14 protein-coding genes and 3 tRNA genes are annotated in these 18,290 nt (G+C 68.9%); 4 read left to right on the forward strand and 13 right to left on the reverse strand.

The window, feature by feature from the left end; genetic code table 11:
* Positions 1-146 precede the first annotated feature (146 nt).
* From ftsA to mraZ, 13 genes are all read right to left on the reverse strand, one after another.
* The gene (gene ftsA / locus FOZ76_RS26335) at positions 147-1,379 is read right to left on the reverse strand and encodes a cell division protein FtsA (protein ID WP_143951245.1); all 1,233 of its coding nucleotides are present in this window, start codon (positions 1,377-1,379) and stop codon (positions 147-149) included.
* Entirely contained in the window at positions 1,376-2,203 is an 828-nt protein-coding gene (locus FOZ76_RS26340; RefSeq protein ID WP_143951246.1) for a cell division protein FtsQ/DivIB, read from the reverse strand. The genes ftsA and FOZ76_RS26340 overlap by 4 nt, the downstream gene beginning before the upstream one ends.
* A 22-nt stretch (positions 2,204-2,225) precedes the next feature.
* Positions 2,226-3,212: a D-alanine--D-alanine ligase gene (locus tag FOZ76_RS26345; protein ID WP_281283041.1), complete on the reverse strand. Its 987-nt coding sequence runs from the start codon at positions 3,210-3,212 to the stop codon at positions 2,226-2,228.
* 11 nt (positions 3,213-3,223) lie between these two features.
* Positions 3,224-4,657, reverse strand: coding sequence for a UDP-N-acetylmuramate--L-alanine ligase (murC, locus tag FOZ76_RS26350; protein WP_143951247.1), 1,434 nt, complete (start codon positions 4,655-4,657; stop codon positions 3,224-3,226).
* Entirely contained in the window at positions 4,654-5,763 is a 1,110-nt protein-coding gene (murG, locus tag FOZ76_RS26355; RefSeq protein ID WP_143951248.1) for an undecaprenyldiphospho-muramoylpentapeptide beta-N-acetylglucosaminyltransferase, read from the reverse strand. The genes murC and murG overlap by 4 nt, the downstream gene beginning before the upstream one ends.
* Entirely contained in the window at positions 5,760-6,959 is a 1,200-nt protein-coding gene (gene ftsW, locus FOZ76_RS26360) for a putative lipid II flippase FtsW (protein WP_143951249.1), read from the reverse strand. Before ftsW ends, murG begins: the two co-directional genes overlap by 4 nt.
* The gene (murD, locus tag FOZ76_RS26365) at positions 6,959-8,482 is read right to left on the reverse strand and encodes a UDP-N-acetylmuramoyl-L-alanine--D-glutamate ligase (RefSeq protein WP_143951250.1); all 1,524 of its coding nucleotides are present in this window, start codon (positions 8,480-8,482) and stop codon (positions 6,959-6,961) included. Before murD ends, ftsW begins: the two co-directional genes overlap by 1 nt.
* A 3-nt stretch (positions 8,483-8,485) precedes the next feature.
* The gene (gene mraY / locus FOZ76_RS26370) at positions 8,486-9,655 is read right to left on the reverse strand and encodes a phospho-N-acetylmuramoyl-pentapeptide-transferase (RefSeq protein WP_143951251.1); all 1,170 of its coding nucleotides are present in this window, start codon (positions 9,653-9,655) and stop codon (positions 8,486-8,488) included.
* Positions 9,645-12,476, reverse strand: a complete 2,832-nt coding sequence (gene murF, locus FOZ76_RS26375) for a bifunctional UDP-N-acetylmuramoyl-L-alanyl-D-glutamate--2,6-diaminopimelate ligase MurE/UDP-N-acetylmuramoyl-tripeptide--D-alanyl-D-alanine ligase MurF (protein ID WP_143951252.1) — start codon at positions 12,474-12,476, stop codon at positions 9,645-9,647. Before murF ends, mraY begins: the two co-directional genes overlap by 11 nt.
* On the reverse strand, positions 12,473-14,152 hold the full coding sequence (locus tag FOZ76_RS26380; protein WP_246129788.1) for a peptidoglycan D,D-transpeptidase FtsI family protein: 1,680 nt from the start codon (positions 14,150-14,152) through the stop codon (positions 12,473-12,475). Before FOZ76_RS26380 ends, murF begins: the two co-directional genes overlap by 4 nt.
* A 92-nt stretch (positions 14,153-14,244) precedes the next feature.
* Complete coding sequence (gene ftsL, locus FOZ76_RS26385) at positions 14,245-14,544, reverse strand: cell division protein FtsL (protein ID WP_143951254.1); 300 nt, start codon at positions 14,542-14,544, stop codon at positions 14,245-14,247.
* The gene (gene rsmH, locus FOZ76_RS26390) at positions 14,544-15,596 is read right to left on the reverse strand and encodes a 16S rRNA (cytosine(1402)-N(4))-methyltransferase RsmH (protein WP_281283042.1); all 1,053 of its coding nucleotides are present in this window, start codon (positions 15,594-15,596) and stop codon (positions 14,544-14,546) included. Before rsmH ends, ftsL begins: the two co-directional genes overlap by 1 nt.
* Positions 15,597-15,601: 5 nt before the next feature.
* Positions 15,602-16,030: a division/cell wall cluster transcriptional repressor MraZ gene (gene mraZ, locus FOZ76_RS26395; protein WP_143951295.1), complete on the reverse strand. Its 429-nt coding sequence runs from the start codon at positions 16,028-16,030 to the stop codon at positions 15,602-15,604.
* A 659-nt stretch (positions 16,031-16,689) separates the two neighbouring features.
* On the opposite strand from mraZ, the gene FOZ76_RS26400 reads away from it, so the two are divergent.
* The 4 genes from FOZ76_RS26400 (at position 16,690) to tuf (ending at position 18,290) form a co-directional block, all read left to right on the forward strand.
* Positions 16,690-16,776 (forward strand) — tRNA-Tyr (locus tag FOZ76_RS26400).
* Positions 16,777-16,878: 102 nt separating this feature from the next.
* Positions 16,879-16,952: transfer RNA gene (locus tag FOZ76_RS26405), tRNA-Gly, on the forward strand.
* 23 nt (positions 16,953-16,975) lie between these two features.
* Positions 16,976-17,050: transfer RNA gene (locus FOZ76_RS26410), tRNA-Thr, on the forward strand.
* 49 nt (positions 17,051-17,099) lie between these two features.
* Positions 17,100-18,290: an elongation factor Tu gene (gene tuf, locus FOZ76_RS26415; protein ID WP_143949884.1), complete on the forward strand. Its 1,191-nt coding sequence runs from the start codon at positions 17,100-17,102 to the stop codon at positions 18,288-18,290.

The raw sequence follows: 18,290 nt of genomic DNA on the forward strand, positions 1-18,290 counted from the left end.
GCCACCCCGGCCCGCTCTTCACACTTCGCACTGCAGCCCCGACCGTCGGTTCGCTGCAGCAACCCAAAACCCGATTAATAAATACTCAAAGAGCCATTACAGCTTATTGTGCCTACATTTTGTGCAACTTGGAATGAAAATTACTTTTAGAAATTCCCGTTGAACCATTCCTTCATGCGGGCGAGGATCTGGCGAAAGCCGCCGCCCTGATGCACCTTCACTCGCCCGCGCAGGCTCTGCGCCTGTGCCTCCTGCAGCAAGCCCATCACGGTAGAGAAGCGCGGGTTGCAGACCACGTCGGCAAGCCCGCCGTGATACACCGGCACCGCCATGCGCACGGGCTTGAGGAACACGTCCTCGGCCAGTTCCACCATGCCCGGCATCTGCGACGAACCGCCGGTGAGCACGATGCCCGAGGAGAGCAGTTCGTCGTAGCCCGAGTCGCGGATCACCTGCTGCACCAAGGTGAACAGCTCCTCGACGCGCGGCTCGATCACCGCGCCCAGCGCCTGGCGCGACAACTGGCGCGGGCCGCGATCGCCCAGCCCCGGCACTTCGATGCGCTCATCCTGGTGCGCAAGCATCTGCTTGGCCACGCCATAGCGCAGCTTGATTTCCTCGGCGTCGGGCGTCGGCGTGCGCAGGGCCGCGGCCACGTCGCCGGTGATCTGGTCGCCCGCGATGGGAATCACGGCGGTGTGGCGGATCGCGCCGCCCGTGTAGATCGCGATGTCCGTGGTGCCGCCGCCGATGTCCACCAGCACCACGCCCAGCTCCTTCTCGTCGGGCGTGAGGCAGGCCATCGCCGAGGCGATCGGCTGCAGGATCAGGTCCTGGACCTCCAGCCCGCAGCGGCGCACGCACTTGACGATGTTCTGCGCCGCGCTCACCGCGCCGGTGACGATGTGCACGCGCACTTCCAGGCGGATGCCGCTCATGCCGATGGGCTCGCGGATGTCCTCCTGGCCGTCGACGATGTACTCCTGGGTCAGGACGTGCAGCACCTGCTGGTCGGTCGGGATGTTGATGGCCTTGGCGGTCTCGAGCACGCGGGCCACATCGGCCGCGGTCACTTCCTTGTCCTTGACCGCCACCATGCCGCTCGAGTTGAAGCTGCGGATGTGGCTGCCGGCGATGCCGGTGAAGACGTCGCGGATCTTGCAGTCGGCCATCAGCTCGGCCTCCTCCAGCGCGTGCTGGATGGAGTTCACGGTGCTCTCGATGTTGACCACCACGCCCTTGCGCATGCCGCGCGATTCGTGCTGGCCCAGGCCGAGCACTTCGAAGCGGCCTTCGGGCAGCAGTTCGGCAACGACGGCCACCACTTTGCTGGTACCTATGTCCAGCGCAACGATCAGATCTTTGGATTCTCGGGTCATGGTTTAGTCGTCGATGAGGTTTTCTTCTTCGGCGGCTCGAGCGGTGGCCCCAGGCGCAGGGCGAATCCGTTCGGATAACGCAGATCGGCGTACATCACCGGTCGCCCAAGATGTTGTTCGATCGCAGGCAGTGCCTGCACGAAGCGCTGCACGCGGGCCTGGACCGGCACGGCGCGCCGCCCCTCGGCCGCGTTGCCGCCCAGCACGGGATCGTTGGCCAGGTCCCGTCCCATGTCCAGGATCATGCCGTTGTCCAGTTCGGCCACCCAGGCATGCCGCGGGCTGAGGGTCAGCCGCACCGGCGATCGCCCGAGCGGCGCCACCCACTCGCTCAATTCGAGCAGGCGCTGGCGCACCAGCTTGCCCGAGCCCTCCGGCCCGCCCAGGATGGGCAGCGGATCGCCATCCGGGCTCTCGGCTTCCGCCTGGTTCGCGGTGAACGCCCGGCCATTCACGTCCAGCACCTGGTCGTCGTTCCACAGGCCCAGCGGCTGGTGCTCGCGCAGCGTCACCTGCAGCCCGTTGGGCCACACGCGCCGCACCGCGGCCTGGCTGACCCAGGGCGCGTCCTCCATGAAGTGCCGCACGCTCTCCAGGTCGGCCGTGAAGAAGTTGCCTTCCAGCCGGCCGATGAGTGCGTTGCGCACGACCGTCGGCGTCACCCGATCCAGCGCCTCGCCCTCGGCCGGATGCACCTCGACCTGCGCGATCGTGAATACCGGGCGCTGCATCAGCCAGACGAGTCCGCCGACGGCGAGCGCGCTCAACGCGAGCACCGTCAGCAGATTGGCGACGAAGTTGATGAATCGGGCGTTGTTCCACACGGTTCTCTGGCATCCTGGCGCTTCAGGTCATCGGAACCGAGTGCGGCTGCAGCTTGCAGCGCGCGCTCGCCAGGATTTCGACACACAGTTCCGAATAGCTCATGCCCGCCGCAGCGGCAGCCATCGGCACCAGGGAGTGCCCGGTCATGCCGGGCGCAGTATTCACCTCCAGCAGATACGGGCGGTGTTCGCGATCGAGCATCACGTCCACGCGCCCCCAGCCCGCGCAGCCGACGGCGCGGTAGGCCGCCACGGCCAAGGCCTGGACCTGCCGCGTGACGCTCTCGGACAGTTGGGCCGGGCAGACGTAGCGCGTATCGTCCGAGTAGTACTTGTTCTGGAAATCGTAGTTGCCGTCGGGCGCGAGGATCTCGATCACGGGCAGCACGCGCGCGGTCTCGTCCGAGCCCAGCACCGCCACCGTGAGTTCGCGCCCGGCGATGAACTCCTCGGCGAGGACGGCGGTGTCGTAGCGCGCGGCCAGTTCGTACGCGCCGGCCAGGCTGGCCGGCGTGCAGACCTTGGTCAGGCCCAGCGTCGAGCCCTCGTGCGCCGGCTTGACGATCAAGGGCAGACCGACCTCGCCCGGCACCGCCTCAAGGCTCTCGCCGGCGCGCAGCACGGCAAAGCGCGGCGTCGGCAGCTTGTGCTGCAGCCAGACGCGCTTGGTCATGACCTTGTCCATGGCCAGGGCGCAGGCCGCCACGCCGCTGCCGGTGTAGGGGATGCCCAGCAGCTCGAGCGCTCCCTGGATGCAGCCGTCCTCGCCCCAGCGTCCGTGCAGGGCGATGAAGACGCGGTCGAAACCCGCGCCCGCCAGCGCCGCGATGCCCTCTTTGCCAGTATCGAACAAATGCGCGTCCACGCCGGCCTCGCGCAAGGCGCTGTGCACGCCGGCGCCGGACATCAGCGAGACCTCCCGTTCGGCGGAACTGCCGCCATAGAGCACGCCGACGCGCCCCATGCCGGCCGCACGCGGTGCCTGTTGGTTCGACTCGATCCCGTTCATTCCTGTATTCCTCATCGCGCCCGCCCCTCGGGCGCAGCCGACTGCGACGCAAGCCCTGCCACGAGCGCCGGCACATTGCCGATCGAGCCCGCTCCCATCACGATGACGACATCGCCATCGCGCACAAAGTTGACGATCGCCTGCGGCATCTCGCCGATGCTCTCGACGAAGACCGGCTCGATGCGTCCGGCCACGCGCAGGGCGCGTGCGAGCGCCCGGCCGTCCGCGGCCACGAGGGGCGCTTCGCCCGCCGCATAGACCTCGCCCAGCAACACGGCGTCGGCCTCGCCGAGCACGCGCACGAAATCCTCGAAGCAATCGCGCGTGCGGGTATAGCGGTGCGGCTGGAAGGCGAGCACGACGCGCCGGCCCGGATAGGCCCCGCGCGCGGCCGCCAGTGTCACCGCCATTTCGGCCGGGTGATGGCCGTAGTCGTCGATCAGCGTGAAGGTGCCGCCGCCGTGCTGCGCCGGCACGCTCAGCCCTTCCATGCGCGCGAAGCGCCGGCCCACGCCCTTGAAGCTGGACAAGGCTTCGCATACGGCCTCGTCCGGCACGCCCAGTTCATAGGCCACGGCGATCGCCGCGAGCGCGTTGAGCACATTGTGCTCGCCCGGCATGTTGAGCAGCACCTCGAGCGGCGCATGCTCCTCACCGCGGCGGATCGCCGTGAAGCGCATGGCCGGCCCGTCCGCGCGCACGTCGACCGCGCGGACCTGGGCGTCGGGATGCATCCCGTAGGTGGTCACCGGGCGCGACACGAACGGCATGATCTCGCGCACGAAGGCGTTGTCCAGGCACAGGATGGCGCTGCCGTAGAACGGCAGGCGCTGGGTGAACTCGACGAAGGCGCTCTTCAGGCGCGCGACGTCGTGTCCATAGGTGTCCATGTGATCGGCGTCGATGTTGGTGACGACCGCCATCACCGGCAGCAGGTTGAGGAACGAGGCGTCCGACTCGTCGGCCTCGACCACGATGTAGTCACCCTGGCCGAGACGCGCGTTGGCGCCGGCCGAGTTCAGCCGCCCGCCGATCACGAAGGTCGGGTCCAGGCCGGCGGCCGCCAGCACGCTCGCCACCAGGCTGGTGGTGGTGGTCTTGCCGTGCGTGCCGGCCACCGCGATACCGCGCTTCAGGCGCATCAGCTCGGCCAGCATGAGTGCGCGCGGCACGACCGGGATGCCGGCCGCGCGCGCGGCCAGCACCTCGGGGTTGCCGCCGGTGACGGCGGTCGAGGTGACGATGGCGTGCGCGTCCTGCACGTTGGCGGCATCGTGGCCCACGGTCACGCGCGCGCCCAGCTCGCGCAGACGCTGGGTGACGGCGCTCTCGGCGAGGTCCGAGCCGCTGACGGCGTAGCCCATGTTGAGCAGCACCTCGGCGATGCCGCTCATGCCGGCGCCGCCGATGCCGACGAAATGGATGTTCTGGATACGGTGTTTCATGATGACGGCCCCTCGGCCAGTTCGGCGCATACGTCGGCGATGCGCTCGGTGGCATGGGGCTGGGCCAGCGCGCGTGCGCGCTCGGCGGTTGCCTGCGATTCGTTGCGGGTGCGCGCCTGCAGCCAGTCGGCCAGCCACGCCGGCGTCAGCTCGCGCTGCTGGCGCAGCCAGGCCGCGCCGGCGTCGACCAGATAGCTAGCGTTGCGGGTCTGGTGATCGTCCACCGCATGGGGAAACGGCACGAAGAGCGCGGCCACGCCGACGGTGGCGATCTCCGCGACCGTCATGGCGCCGGCGCGGCAGATGACGATGTCGGCCTCGCCGTAGGCCTGTGCCATGTCGGCGATGAAGGACCGGCATTCGGCCGCGACGCCGGCGCTGCGATAGGCCGCTTCCAGTTGCGCCAGATGCTTCTCGCCGGCCTGGTGCACGACCTGCGGCAGGGGCTGCCCGGGCTGGCGCTCGCGCAGCAGCGCCAGCGCGCGCGGCACGGTGTCGTTCAGCGCCTGCGCTCCCAGGCTGCCGCCCACCACCAGGATGCGCAGCGGGCCGCTGCGAGCGGCGTAGCGCGCGGCCGGCGGCGGCACCTGAGCGAACTCGGCGCGCACCGGGTTCCCGGTGGTCTCGCCCGCCAGTGCGCCCGGAAAGCCGGTCAGCACCCGGCGCGCGACGCGGGCAAGCGCGCGGTTGGTCATGCCGGCGACGGCGTTCTGTTCATGCAGTACGAGCGGTACGCCGCCCAGGCGCGCCATCAGGCCGCCCGGAAAGGCCACATAGCCGCCCATGCCGAGCACCACGTCCGGGCGCAGCCGACGCAGGTGGCGCCGCGCCTGCACGCAGGCGCGGCCCAGGGTGAGCGGCAGCTTGAGCAATGCGGTCGGGCCCTTGCCGCGCAGGCCGGCAAAGCGCAAAGGGTTGAGCTCGATGCCTTGCGGCGGCACGAGGCGGCCCTCCATGGCGTCGGGATTGCCGAGCCATGAAACCTCCCAGCCGCGCGCGCGCAGGGCCTGCGCCACGGCGAGCCCGGGCATGATGTGCCCGCCCGTGCCGCCGGCCATGACCAGCAGCCGGGGCTTGCGCGCGGATGGCGGCGTGCCGCCCGTCATGGCCGCCCTCCCCGCATCAGTACCCGGTTCTCGAAGTCCACGCGCAGCAGCAGGCCGACCGCGCACAGGTTGGCGATCAGGCCCGAGCCGCCATAGCTGACCAGGGGCAGGGTCAGCCCCTTGGTGGGCAGCAGGCCGAGGCACACGCCCATGTGGATGAAGCACTGCACGCCGATCCAGAGCGCCACGCCCATGGCGATCAATCCGCTGAACGTGCGGTCCATGGCGATCGCCTGGCGGCCGATCTCGAAGGCGCGGCGCACGATGAAGGCGAACACCAGCATCACGCAGAGCACACCCACGAAGCCGAGTTCCTCGCCGATCACCGCCAGGATGAAATCGGTATGGGCCTCGGGCAGGTAATGCAGCTTCTCGACGCTGCCGCCCAGCCCGACGCCGGTCCACTCGCCGCGGCCCAGCGCGATCAGCGAGTGCGACAACTGGTAGCCCTTGCCCAGCACGTAGTCCTCGTGCCAGGGATCGAGATAGGCGAACAGGCGGGCGCGCCGCCAGGGCGACGTCCAGATCAGCAGCAGGAAGACCGACACCATGAGCACGGTGAGCCCGCCGAACAGCCGCCCGCTCACGCCGCCCAGGAACATGATGCCCATCATGATCGCCACGATCACGACGAAGGCGCCCAGGTCGGGTTCCAGCAGCAGCAGCACCCCGGCCGCACCCATGGCGAAGGCGAGCGGCAGGAAACCCTTGAAGAAGGTCTGCATGTGCTCCTGCTTGCGCACCGTATAGTCGGCCGCGTAGACCACGGCGGCGAACTTCATCACCTCGGAAGGCTGCAGGTTGATGCCGAAGCCCAGCGGCAGCCAGCGATAGGCGCCGTTGACCTCGCGGCCGATGCCGGGGATGAGCACGATGACGAGCAGACCGAGCGCGCCGAGAAAGAGCGGCATCGCCAGCCGCTGCCACGTAGCCATGCTCAGGCTGAAGACGAACGCGCCGATGAGCAGCCCGGCCGTCAGGAACACAGTGTGGCGAATCAGGAAGTACTGGCGGCCGAACTCGAAACGCGGCCCGTCGGCGAGCGCCACCGAGGCCGAATACACCATCACCAGGCCGAACAGCACCACCGCGCTGATCGCGACGACCAGGCCGACGTCGTAGTTCAGCATGCGCGTGCGGCCGGGCCGCACCGCATTGATGCCGCTGCTTGAACGACCAGGTACTGTCGCCGCCATCACGCCTCCCCGCGCGCGAGCGCCAGTTCGTGCACCGTGTCGGCAAAGACCTGGGCGCGGTGCACGTAGTTGCGGAACATGTCCAGACTGGCGCATGCCGGCGAGAGCAGCACGGCATCGCCCACCTGCGCCAGGCCGAGCGCGCGCTCGACCGCCGCGGGCAGGCCGTCGACCTCGATCAGGCAGGCCACGCCCGTGTCGGCCAGCGCCTGCTGCAAGCGTTGCGCGTCGCGGCCGATCAGCACCACGGCGCGCGCATGCGCGGCCACGGCGGGCGCGAGCGGCGAAAAATCCTGGCCTTTGCCGTCGCCGCCGGCGATCAGCACGACCTTGGTGCCCAGCCCCTGCAGCGCGGCCAGCGTGGCGCCCACGTTGGTGCCCTTGCTGTCGTCGATGAAATCGACCCCGCCCACGCTGCGCACGAACTCGACGCGGTGCGGCTCGCCGCGGTACTCGCGCAGCGCGCGCAGCAAGGGGCCCCACGACAGGCCGAGGCTGCGCGCGAGCAACAGCGCGGCCTGGGCGTTGAGCGCGTTGTGCCGGCCGCGGATCTGCAGGGCGTCCGCGGGCATGAGCCGGTTCAGGCGGCCCTCGCCGCGCGCCGGCGGCGGATCGCCCTTGCGCCGCTTGATCGCGGGCTCGCTGCCGAACTCGTCGTGCGCGGCCTCGGCGAGCCAGGCCATGCCGAAGTCGTTCTCGATACCCAGGTCGCCCGCCAACTGCGGCGCTTCCACGCCGAAGCTGCGTACGTTGGGCAGATCCAGCCGCTCGACCATGTCGAGCACGCAGGCGTCGTCGCGGTTCACGACCAGCAGCCCGGCGTTGCGCAGGATGCGCGCCTTCGCCTTGGCATAGGTGGCGAGATCGCCATGCCAGTCCAGATGGTCCTCGCTGACGTTCAGTACGGTCGCGGCGTGCGGCGCCAGCGAACTCAGGCTGTCCAGTTGGAAGCTCGAAAGCTCCAGCACCCAGACGTCCGGCAGGTCGCCCGCGTCCAGCGCGGCCATGAGCGCATCCAGCGCCGCCGGGCCGATATTGCCCGCGGCCTTGGCGCGCAGCCCCGCGCCCGCGATCAGCGAGGCCGTGAGCGAGGTGACGGTGGTCTTGCCGTTGGTGCCGGTCACGGCGAGCACGGCCGGCGCGTAGCCGGTGTCCTCGCGCAAGGTGGGCAGAGCGCGGGCGAACAGCTCGACTTCGCCGATGACTTCGATGCCGGCCGCGCGCGCCGCCTGCAGCAGCGGTGCGACCGCGAGCGCGTTGGGCGCGAGGCCGGGGCTGAGCACGACGCAATCGATGCCCTGGGTCAGCGCCTCGCCGAAGGCGGCCAGGCCCAGGCGCAGCTCGGCCTGCGGCAGCAGTTCACGCGCACGCGCCAGCGCGGGCGGCTCCTCGCGCGTGTCGGCCACGCGCACGGGCCAGCCCTGGCGCGCGCACCAGCGCGCGGCGGCCAGTCCGGTCTCGCCGAGCCCGAGGACCAGGGTGCGGCAAGGCGGCGCAGCGAGGGGGGCGTGGGGCTGTTCCATGGCTCAGCGCAGCTTCAGGGTGGACAGGCCGATCATCACCAGCATCATGGTGATGATCCAGAAACGCACGACGACCTGGGTCTCCTTCCAGCCGCCGACCTCGAAATGGTGATGCAGGGGCGCCATGCGCAGGATGCGCCGGCCTTCACCGTAGCGCTTCTTCGTGTATTTGTAATAGGCGACCTGGATCATGACCGACAGCGTCTCGACCACGAACACGCCGCCCATGATGAACAGCACGATCTCCTGGCGCACGATGACGGCCATGGTGCCCAGCGCGCCGCCCAGGGCCAGCGCGCCGACGTCGCCCATGAAGACCTGGGCCGGGTAGGCGTTGAACCACAGGAAGGCCAGCCCCGCGCCGGCGAGCGCGGCGCACAGCACCATCAGCTCGGAGGCGCCCGGAATGTACGGGAACAGCAGGTACTTGGAGTAGTCGGCGCGGCCGACGACGTAGGCGAAGATGCCGAGCGCGCTGCCGACCATCACCGTGGGCATGATGGCCAGGCCGTCCAGGCCGTCCGTCAGGTTCACGGCGTTGCTCGTGCCCACGATCACGAGCCAGGTCAGGATCATGAAGCCGAACACGCCCAGCGGATAGCTCACGCTCTTGAAGAAGGGCACGATCAGGTCGGCGCGCTCGGGGAGCTGCATGGTGAAGCCGCTGCCGACCCACGACTTGAAGAGCGGCCAGAGTTCGGCGTTGTCCGGCGCGCCCACCGCGAAGGCGAGATAACCGGCGGCGACCAGGCCGATCAGCGCCTGCCAGAAGAACTTCTCGCGCGAACGCATGCCCTCGGGATCGCGGCGCACCACCTTGCGGTAGTCGTCGACCCAGCCGATCCAGCCGAAACCGAAGGTGACCAGCAACACCACCCAGACGAAGCGGTTCGACCAGTCGGCCCAGAGCAGCGTGGCGACGCCGATGGAGATCAGGATGAGCGCGCCGCCCATGGTGGGCGTGCCGTTCTTGGTGAGATGGGTCTGCGGCCCGTAGCTGCGCACCGCCTGGGCGATCTTCAGCGCGGTCAGGCGCCGGATGACCCAGGGCCCCGCGGCCAGGCCGATCACGAGCGCGGTCGCGCAGGCGAGCAGCGCGCGCATCGTGATGTAGTTGAAGACGGAGAAAAAACTCCACTTCTGGGCGAGCCACTGCGTCAGCTCAAGCAGCATGGTCGGCCCCCCGCTCGACACCGTTCAAGGGGGATGCTTGCAATGCCACGACAACTCTCTCCATCCGCATGAAGCGGGAACCTTTGACCAGTACGACCGCCGGCGGGGCGGCCTGCAGAATGGCGACGGCTTCCTCGGGGGAGCCGACATGAAACGAGCCCGCTCCGAACGCAGCCACCGCGTCGAACGCGGCGGCGCCCATGCCGATCAACGTGTCGACCCCGCGGGCCCGCGCGTATTCGCCCACCTCGCGGTGCATGGCCGGGCCCTGGTCGCCCACCTCGCCCATGTCGCCGAGCACCAGCGCGCGCGGCCCCGCAGCCCCCGCAAGCACGTCGATCGCGGCGCGCACGGAGTCGGGGTTGGCATTGTAGGTATCGTCGATCAGCCACAGGCCGCCGGGCAGGCGCTGGCCTTGCAACCGGCCTTTCACCGGGAGGAATCCCACCAGGCCGCGCACCACCGCGGCGAGCGGGCAGCCCGCGGCCAGCGCGCAGGCCGCCGCGGCGAGCGCGTTGCGCAGGTTGTGCCGGCCCGCGACCTGCAGGGCGAGCTGCGCCTGTCCCATCGGCGTGCACAGCAGAAAACGCGAGCCCTCGTCGCCCACCCAGATGTCGGCGGCGCCGACCTCGACCTCGCCGCTCAGGCCAAAGCGCATGCGCGCACGTGCGCCGGACAGGGCATCCCAGATCGGGGCATACGGCTCGTCGCCGGGGTAGACCGCAACGCCGTCGGCAGGCAGCGCGGCCAGCACCGCGCCGTTCTCGTGCGCGACCGCCTCCACGCTCTGCATGAACTCCTGGTGCTCGCGCTGCGCATTGTTGACCAGCGCCACGGTCGGCGCGGCCATCGCGGCCAGCCCGGCGATCTCGCCCGGATGGTTCATGCCCAGTTCGACCACCGCCGCCCGGTGCGCTGGCCCCAGGCGCAGCAGCGTCAGCGGCACGCCGATGTCGTTGTTCAGATTGCCGCGCGTGGCCAGCACGTGCTCACTGCCCAGCCAGGCCGCCAGGATGGCGGCGATCATTTCCTTGGTGGTGGTCTTGCCGTTGCTGCCCGTCACCCCGATCAGCGGCAGCGTGTAGCGGGCGCGCCAGGCGGCGGCCATGCGCGCCAGCGCCTGGCGCGTGTCGCCCAGCGCGATGGTGGGCAGCCCCGCGGCCTGCGGCGCCTCGACCACCGCCGCGCCCGCCCCCGCCGCCGCGGCCTGCTCGAGAAAGGCATGGCCGTCGAAGCGCTCGCCCTTGAGCGCAACGAAGATCTCGCCCGGACCGATGCTGCGCGTGTCGGTGGTCACACCGCTCGCCGCCGGCAAGGCCAGCGCCAGGCGCGCCCACTCGGCATCCGAGAACGGTGATTTCACGCCCGCGACTTCCTGCGTCGTCTCGTGGCCCTTGCCGGCAAGCACGACGACATCCGCGGGCATCGAGCGCCAGATGGCGTCGAGGATGGCGCGGGCGCGCTCGAGCTGCACCGTGACGCCGGGCGGAACGGCATCCCGGCTGGCACGCAGACCGGCGAGGACGTCGTCGATGATGGCCAACGGCGCTTCGCTGCGCGGGTTGTCGCTGGTGACGACGATGGCGTCGGCCGCCTCGCGCGCCGCCACCGCCATCGGGCCGCGCTTGCCCGGATCGCGGTCGCCGCCGCAGCCGAACAGGCACACCAGCCGGCCACCGCGCGCATCGGCGAGCGGGCGCACGGCGCGCAGCACGTTGGCCAGCGCGTCCGGCGTATGCGCATAGTCGACCAGCACGAGCGGCCCGGCGCTGCCCGGCATCGTCACGGTCTGCAGCCGGCCCGGCACGGGTTCGAACGCACCCAGGGCCTGGGCGATACGCGCCAGCGGCCAGCCGAGGGCCCGCAGCACGCCGGCGACCAGCAGCAGGTTCTCCACATTGTAGGTACCGAGCAGCGCGGTGTGGATCAGCGCGCGGGCGCCGTCCTCGCCGCACAGCGTGAAGAGATTGCCGTCGCTGGTCGCGGCCAGCCCGTCGGCCCACAGCGCGGCAGCCGGCGCAGCCGCGTCCGTCGGGGCTGCGCCGCCCACACGCCACCCGATCACTCGCTTGGCGACAGTGGACGAGGCCATGCGCGCGCCGGCCGGGTCGGCCAGGTTGATCACGGCGGTGTCCAGGCCCGGCCACGCGAAGAGCCGCGCCTTGGCGGCCTCGTAGGTGGCCATGTCGCCGTGCGCATCGAGGTGGTCGCGGGTCAGGTTGGTGAAGCCGGCGACGCGCACGCGCACAGCGTCCATGCGATCCTGCGCGAGCCCGATCGAAGAGGCCTCCATCGCCACGGCCTGCGCGCCGGCCCGCCGCATGCGCGCAAGCAGGCCGTGCAGGCTGACCACGTCCGGCGTGGTCAGCCCCACCTCGAGCGATTCGCCGTCCGGCAGCACGGCGCCGAGCGTGCCCACCACGCCGCAGGGCGTGCCGTGCGCGTTGAGCGCCTGGGCGATCCAGCGCGTGGTGGAAGTCTTGCCGTTGGTGCCCGTGACGGCGATCACCGTCAGCGCGCGCGATGGCTCGCCGTACCAGGCATCGGCGAGCGTGCCGAGCTGCCCGCGCAGGCCGGCGACGGCCAGCGCCTGTGCGCCGCCGGCCTCGATCCGCGCCTGCAGACCGGGCGGCGCGTCATCGGCCTCGAAGAGCACCGCCGCGGCGCCCGCGGTAGCCGCCTGCAGCGCGAAGTCGCGCCCGTCGCGCGCCGCGCCCGGGCAGGCAAGAAACACGTCGCCGCGTCGAACGCGGCGTGAATCCAGATGCAGTTCGGCGCCCGCATCCACGCGGGCGCGCAGCCAGTCCAGAACGCGCCTCATTGGGCCGCCCCCGCCTGCGCCGCCTGGGATTCGGCCACGCGCAGCGTCTGGAACTGGGCGTCGGGCTCGACGCCGAGCAGGCGCAGCGAGCCGCCCATGATGGACGAGAACGCGGGCGCGGCCACGCGGCCGCCGTAATAGACGTCGCCGCCGGGTTCGTCGATGCGCACCGCCACCACGATGCGCGGGTTGGACACCGGCGCGAAGCCGACGAACGAGGCCGTATAGCGGGTGCGGCTGTACGCGCCGTCGATGATCTTGCGCGCCGTGCCGCTCTTGCCGGCCACCCGGTAGCCCGGCACCTGGGCGCGGGCGAAGCCGGCGGCCACCTCCAGCATGCCGCGCACGTTGCGCGCAGTCTGCGGTGTATAGACAGGCGTGGTGGTGGGTGCGCTGTCGCGCTTGATGAGCGAGATCGAAGCGACGTCGCCATCGCGCGCGAAGGCGGTATACGCCCGCGCCAGTTGCGCCAGCGAGAGCGACAGGCCATAGCCGTACGACATGGTGGCCTTCTCGATCGGGCGCCAGCGCTCCCAGGGCCGCAGGCGGCCGGCGGCCACGCCAGGAAAGCCCAGTGCCGGCGCCTGGCCGAAGCCCAGGGCCGAGAACGTGTTCCACATGTCGCGCGCGGCCAGGCGCTCGGAGATCTGGGTCATGCCCACGTTGCTGGACTTCTGCAGGATGCCGGTGATGTCCAGCTCGGTGGAACGGCTGACGTCGGTGATCGTATGGCCCGCGAAGGTCATCCGCCCGCCGTAGGTCTTGAACGTCGTCGTGGGCGCGATCCGCTTCTGATCGAGCGCCAGCGCCACGGAAAAGGGCTTCATGGTCGAGCCGGGCTCGAATTGATCGGTGAACACGCGGTTGCGCAGCGAGTCGCCGGTCAGTCCGACGCGTCGAGCGGGGTCGTAGGTCGGCAGGTTCGCCAGCGCCAGCACCTCGCCGGTGCGCGCGTCGAGCACGACCGCCGAACCGGCCTTCGCCTTGTAGGTATCGATCGTCTCGCGCAGATGGTTGAAGGCGAGATACTGCAGGCGCGAATCGATCGACAGCCGCAGGTCGGCGCCATCGACCGGCGGGCGGATCATCTGCACATCCTCGACGACCCGGCCGAGCCGGTCCTTGATGACCCGCCGGCTGCCCGGCGTGCCGGCCAGCGACTCGTCGAATGCGAGTTCGACGCCTTCCTGGCCGTGGCCGTCGATGTTGGTGAAACCCACCACGTGCGCCATCACCTCGCCCTGAGGGTAGATGCGCATGGTCTCGCGCTCCTGGTGGACGCCGGCGATGCCCAGCGCGCGCACCTGTTCGGCCACGTCCACCGGCAGTTGGCGCTTGAGGTAGACGAAACTGCGGTCGGAGTCGATCAGGCGCGCGCGCAGCTCGCGCTCGGGGATGTCCAGCAGGCTGCCGAGCTGGCGCAGTTGCTCGGGCGTGGCGCTGACGTCTTCGGGAATGGCCCAGATCGCGCGCGCCGGGATGCTGGCGGCGAGCACCACGCCGTTGCGATCGAGCACCTTGCCGCGCGAGGCCGGCAGGGTCAGCGTACGCTCGTAGCGCGCTTCGCCCTGGCGCTGCAGGAACTCGTTCGACAGGCCCTGCAGATAGAGCGCGCGCGCAGCCAGCACGGCGAACCCAGCGAGCAGCATGAATTGCACGAAGCGCGCACGGCGCATCGGCAGCTTGAGCGCCAGCACGGCCCGCGCGTCGTTGCGCGCCGCCCGCGAGACGTAGGCTTCCTGCCGCTTGCCGTTCTTGCCCGGGCGTATCATTCGTGCCCCCCTTTGACGGGCTGAGCGATGGTTCCGTCTGGCCGTACGTAAAGAATGCTGTCCGGGGACACGGGCTTCATCTGCAGCGCCTGGCGCGCCGCGCTGTCGATGCGCGCATGCTGCGCATAATCGGTGAGATCCAACTGCAGCCGGCGCCAGGCCACGTCCAGGTCGCGCTCGGCCGAGCGCGCGCGCTCGAGCTCGATCGTGGCCCAGCGCAGCTCATAGCGGCTGGTCACGAGAGACAGCGCGCACCCGACCAGCACCAGGCAGAGGACGAAGGCCAGGCGTACCATCAGCGGTCCACCCCTTGCCCGAACACCGCGGCGTCGCTGCCCACGAAGGCCAGCCCGCCCTGCGGCGGCAGCGGCACCGCCGTACGCTCGGCCACGCGCAGCACCGCCGAGCGCGCACGCGGGTTCTGCGCGACCTCCCCGGCGTCCGGCAGCACCTTGCCGAGCAGCTTGACGTAGGGCTGCGGGCGTTCGCTTTCGCGCAGCGGAAGGCGGGCCGTGTCCTCGCCCGGCCGCGCGGCCGCCGCGAGGAAGCGCTTGACCAGGCGGTCTTCCAGCGAATGAAAGCTGATCACGGCGAGACGCCCCCCTGGCGCAAGCAGATTCAGAGCGGACGCGAGCGCACCCGCGAGCTGCGCAAGCTCACGATTGATGTGAATCCGTACAGCCTGAAAGGTACGGGTGGCCGGATGCTGCCCTTTTTCCCGCGTGCGGACAGCGCCCGCCACGAGTTCGGCAAGCTCACGGGTTGTGGCAATGACCGTGTTCTCGCGGCGAGCTGCAATCGCTTTTGCAATCTGTAGAGCAAACCGTTCTTCTCCATGGCGCTGTATGACCTCCCGCATTTCTTCCACGCTGGCTTGCGCCAGCCATTGCGCGGCCGTCTGGCCGCGCGTCGTATCCATCCGCATGTCGAGCGGACCATCGCGCATGAAGGAGAACCCCCGCTCGGCATCGTCGATCTGCGGGGAGGAGACTCCGACATCCAGAAGAATCCCGGCGACTTCGCCGAACCCCCTGTCCTGCAGCTCGCGCTCCATGGCCGCGAAGGGCGCATGGACGACCGTCACGCGCGCATCCTCGCGCGCCAGCGCCTCGGCCTCGCCGATGGCACGGGGGTCGCGGTCGAACACCACCAGGCGCGCATCCGCGGCCAGGCGGCCGAGCAGCGCCCGGCTGTGACCACCGCGCCCGAAGGTGCCGTCGACCCACACACCGCGCAGCGACCGGGCAGGCGTTGCCCGCGCCGCGCGCCGCGCCTCGAAGTCTGGCGCAGTCAACGCCGCGACCGCCGGTTCCAGCATGACCGGCCGATGAACGAACTCGCTCGTCACGACGCTCAGAAAGAAAAGTTGTTCAACACGTCGGCCATCCCTCCCGCCAACGCGGCTTCTTCGCTGCGCGCCAGCGCTGCGGCATCCCAGAGCTCGAAGTGCGAACCCATGCCCATCAGCGTGACCTCGCGGTCCAGCCCCGCGGCGGTGCGCAGCTCCGGCGCCACCAGCACCCTTCCCGCGGCATCCATCTCGACATCCTGCGCATAGCCGAGCAGCAGGCGCTGCAGCGGCCGGGCCGACATGGGAAAGCGCATGATCTGCTCCCTGCGCTCCACCCATACAGCGCGGGGATACACGAGCAGGCAGCCGTCGGGATGGCGCGTGATCGTGAGCTGACCGTTGTCCTGCTGCAACAGCGCGTCACGATGCCGGGTCGGAATGGACATCCGACCCTTCGCATCCAGCGTCAACGCGTTGCTGCCTTGGAACACGGCCTTGGCCCCACTTTTTTGCACGAAATCCTACTTTTTTCCACTCTAGAGGAAGGCCGCAGCCCGGTCAAGCGACCAAACCGGTTTTTTCCAGCAGTAACAAAGACTTAGCGGCGCGCTCGACAGGCAGAAGCAGGAATTGCCAAATGAATCAAGAGCCTGCGCGTGAAAACGGAGAAATTGGAGCAGGATTTGAAAACGCGGCGGCAGTTACATCGACACACTTGGCATTTTTGAGCTACACTACTCGTTTGCCGCTTTGCAAAGGCGCAGACTGTAGCCGAAATCGGCCGCGCCTGCTTTTGCAAAGAGCGCGGCGCCCGTGGCAGCGGTTTCGGATGGAACTGCGCGCCGGCGAACTGCAGGGTGAAGGAAGCCGTCAGGCGCGGAAAGGCACCCCATCGGGGTCGTTTTTTTCCGGGCGAGCCAGGCCCTTTAATTCCCGGGACATATCCGCAAGTTGTTTTTTTGCGCTATAGTCTCGGCCCACCCTGCACCGAGGCAGCGGCTACAAGCGCGGCAAAGATGCAAGGTGTGTTTCCGGCCTGACCGGCGACTCAAAACAAAGGGCAAGCCCGCCAGCCACGATTGCTGACAAGCCAGCCCAAGCAGAGATTGACATAACGGAAAAACACCTTCATAATTGCTAGTTCTTCTTCGGAGGGGTGCCCGAGTGGTTAAAGGGGGCAGACTGTAAATCTGTTGGCCTTGCGCCTACGTTGGTTCGAATCCAACCTCCTCCACCAAAGAATTTGCAGTGCATCCGGTAGCGTAGTCGGCTACCGGTTTTTGATGACTGAATGGCTGCGCCGGCAACGGTGCATGATGGGTAAAGGTAGGCCAGCCCCGCGGGTGTAGCTCAATGGTAGAGCAGAAGCCTTCCAAGCTTACGACGAGGGTTCGATTCCCTTCACCCGCTCCACAGTTATCTCAAGAATTCAAAATGCCCATGTGGCTCAGTGGTAGAGCACTCCCTTGGTAAGGGAGAGGTCACGCGTTCGATCCGCGTCATGGGCACCACCTTCTTTTTCCGTATTTCTCTCAGCAGGCACCAGGTCAGGAGTCAGCCATGGCAAAAGGTAAGTTTGAACGTACCAAGCCGCACGTGAACGTCGGCACGATCGGTCACGTCGATCACGGCAAGACCACGTTGACGGCAGCGATCACGACGGTTCTGTCGAAGGCATTCGGCGGCGAAGCCAAGGGCTACGACCAGATCGACGCGGCGCCCGAAGAAAAGGCGCGCGGCATCACGATCAACACCGCGCACGTCGAGTACGAAACGCAGAACCGTCACTACGCCCACGTCGACTGCCCGGGCCACGCTGACTACGTCAAGAACATGATCACGGGCGCCGCGCAGATGGACGGCGCGATCCTGGTGGTGTCGGCCGCTGACGGCCCGATGCCGCAGACGCGCGAGCACATCCTGCTCTCGCGCCAGGTGGGTGTTCCGTACATCATCGTGTTTCTGAACAAGGCTGACCTGGTCGACGACGAAGAGCTGCTCGAGCTGGTCGAGATGGAAGTTCGCGAGCTGCTGTCCAAGTACGACTTTCCGGGCGACGACACCCCGATCGTCAAGGGTTCGGCCCGTCTGGCGCTCGAAGGCGACGAAGGCCCGCTGGGCAAGCAAGCGATCATGCAACTGGCCGAAGCCCTGGACACGTACATCCCGACGCCCGAGCGCGCCGTGGACGGCACGTTCCTGATGCCCGTCGAAGACGTGTTCTCGATCTCGGGCCGCGGCACCGTGGTGACCGGGCGTATCGAGCGCGGCGTGGTCAAGGTCGGCGAGGAAATCGAAATCGTCGGCATCAAGCCCACGGTCAAGACCACCTGCACCGGCGTGGAAATGTTCCGCAAGCTGCTGGACCAGGGCCAGGCGGGCGACAACGTCGGCATCCTGCTGCGCGGCACCAAGCGCGAAGACGTCGAGCGCGGCCAGGTGCTGTGCAAGCCCGGTTCGATCAAGCCGCACACGAACTTCACGGCCGAGGTGTACATCCTGTCCAAGGAAGAAGGCGGGCGCCACACCCCGTTCTTCCAGGGCTATCGTCCGCAGTTCTACTTCCGTACGACGGACGTGACCGGCTCGATCGAACTGCCCAAGGACAAGGAAATGGTCCTGCCCGGTGACAACGTCTCGATCACCGTGCAACTGATCGCCCCGATCGCCATGGAAGAAGGCCTGCGCTTCGCCATCCGCGAAGGCGGCCGTACCGTCGGCGCCGGTGTCGTCGCGACGATCATCGCGTAA

The organism is Verticiella sediminum, assembly GCF_007558815.1.
In the GTDB taxonomy this organism is placed as follows: Bacteria; Pseudomonadota; Gammaproteobacteria; order Burkholderiales; family Burkholderiaceae_B; genus Verticiella; species Verticiella sediminum.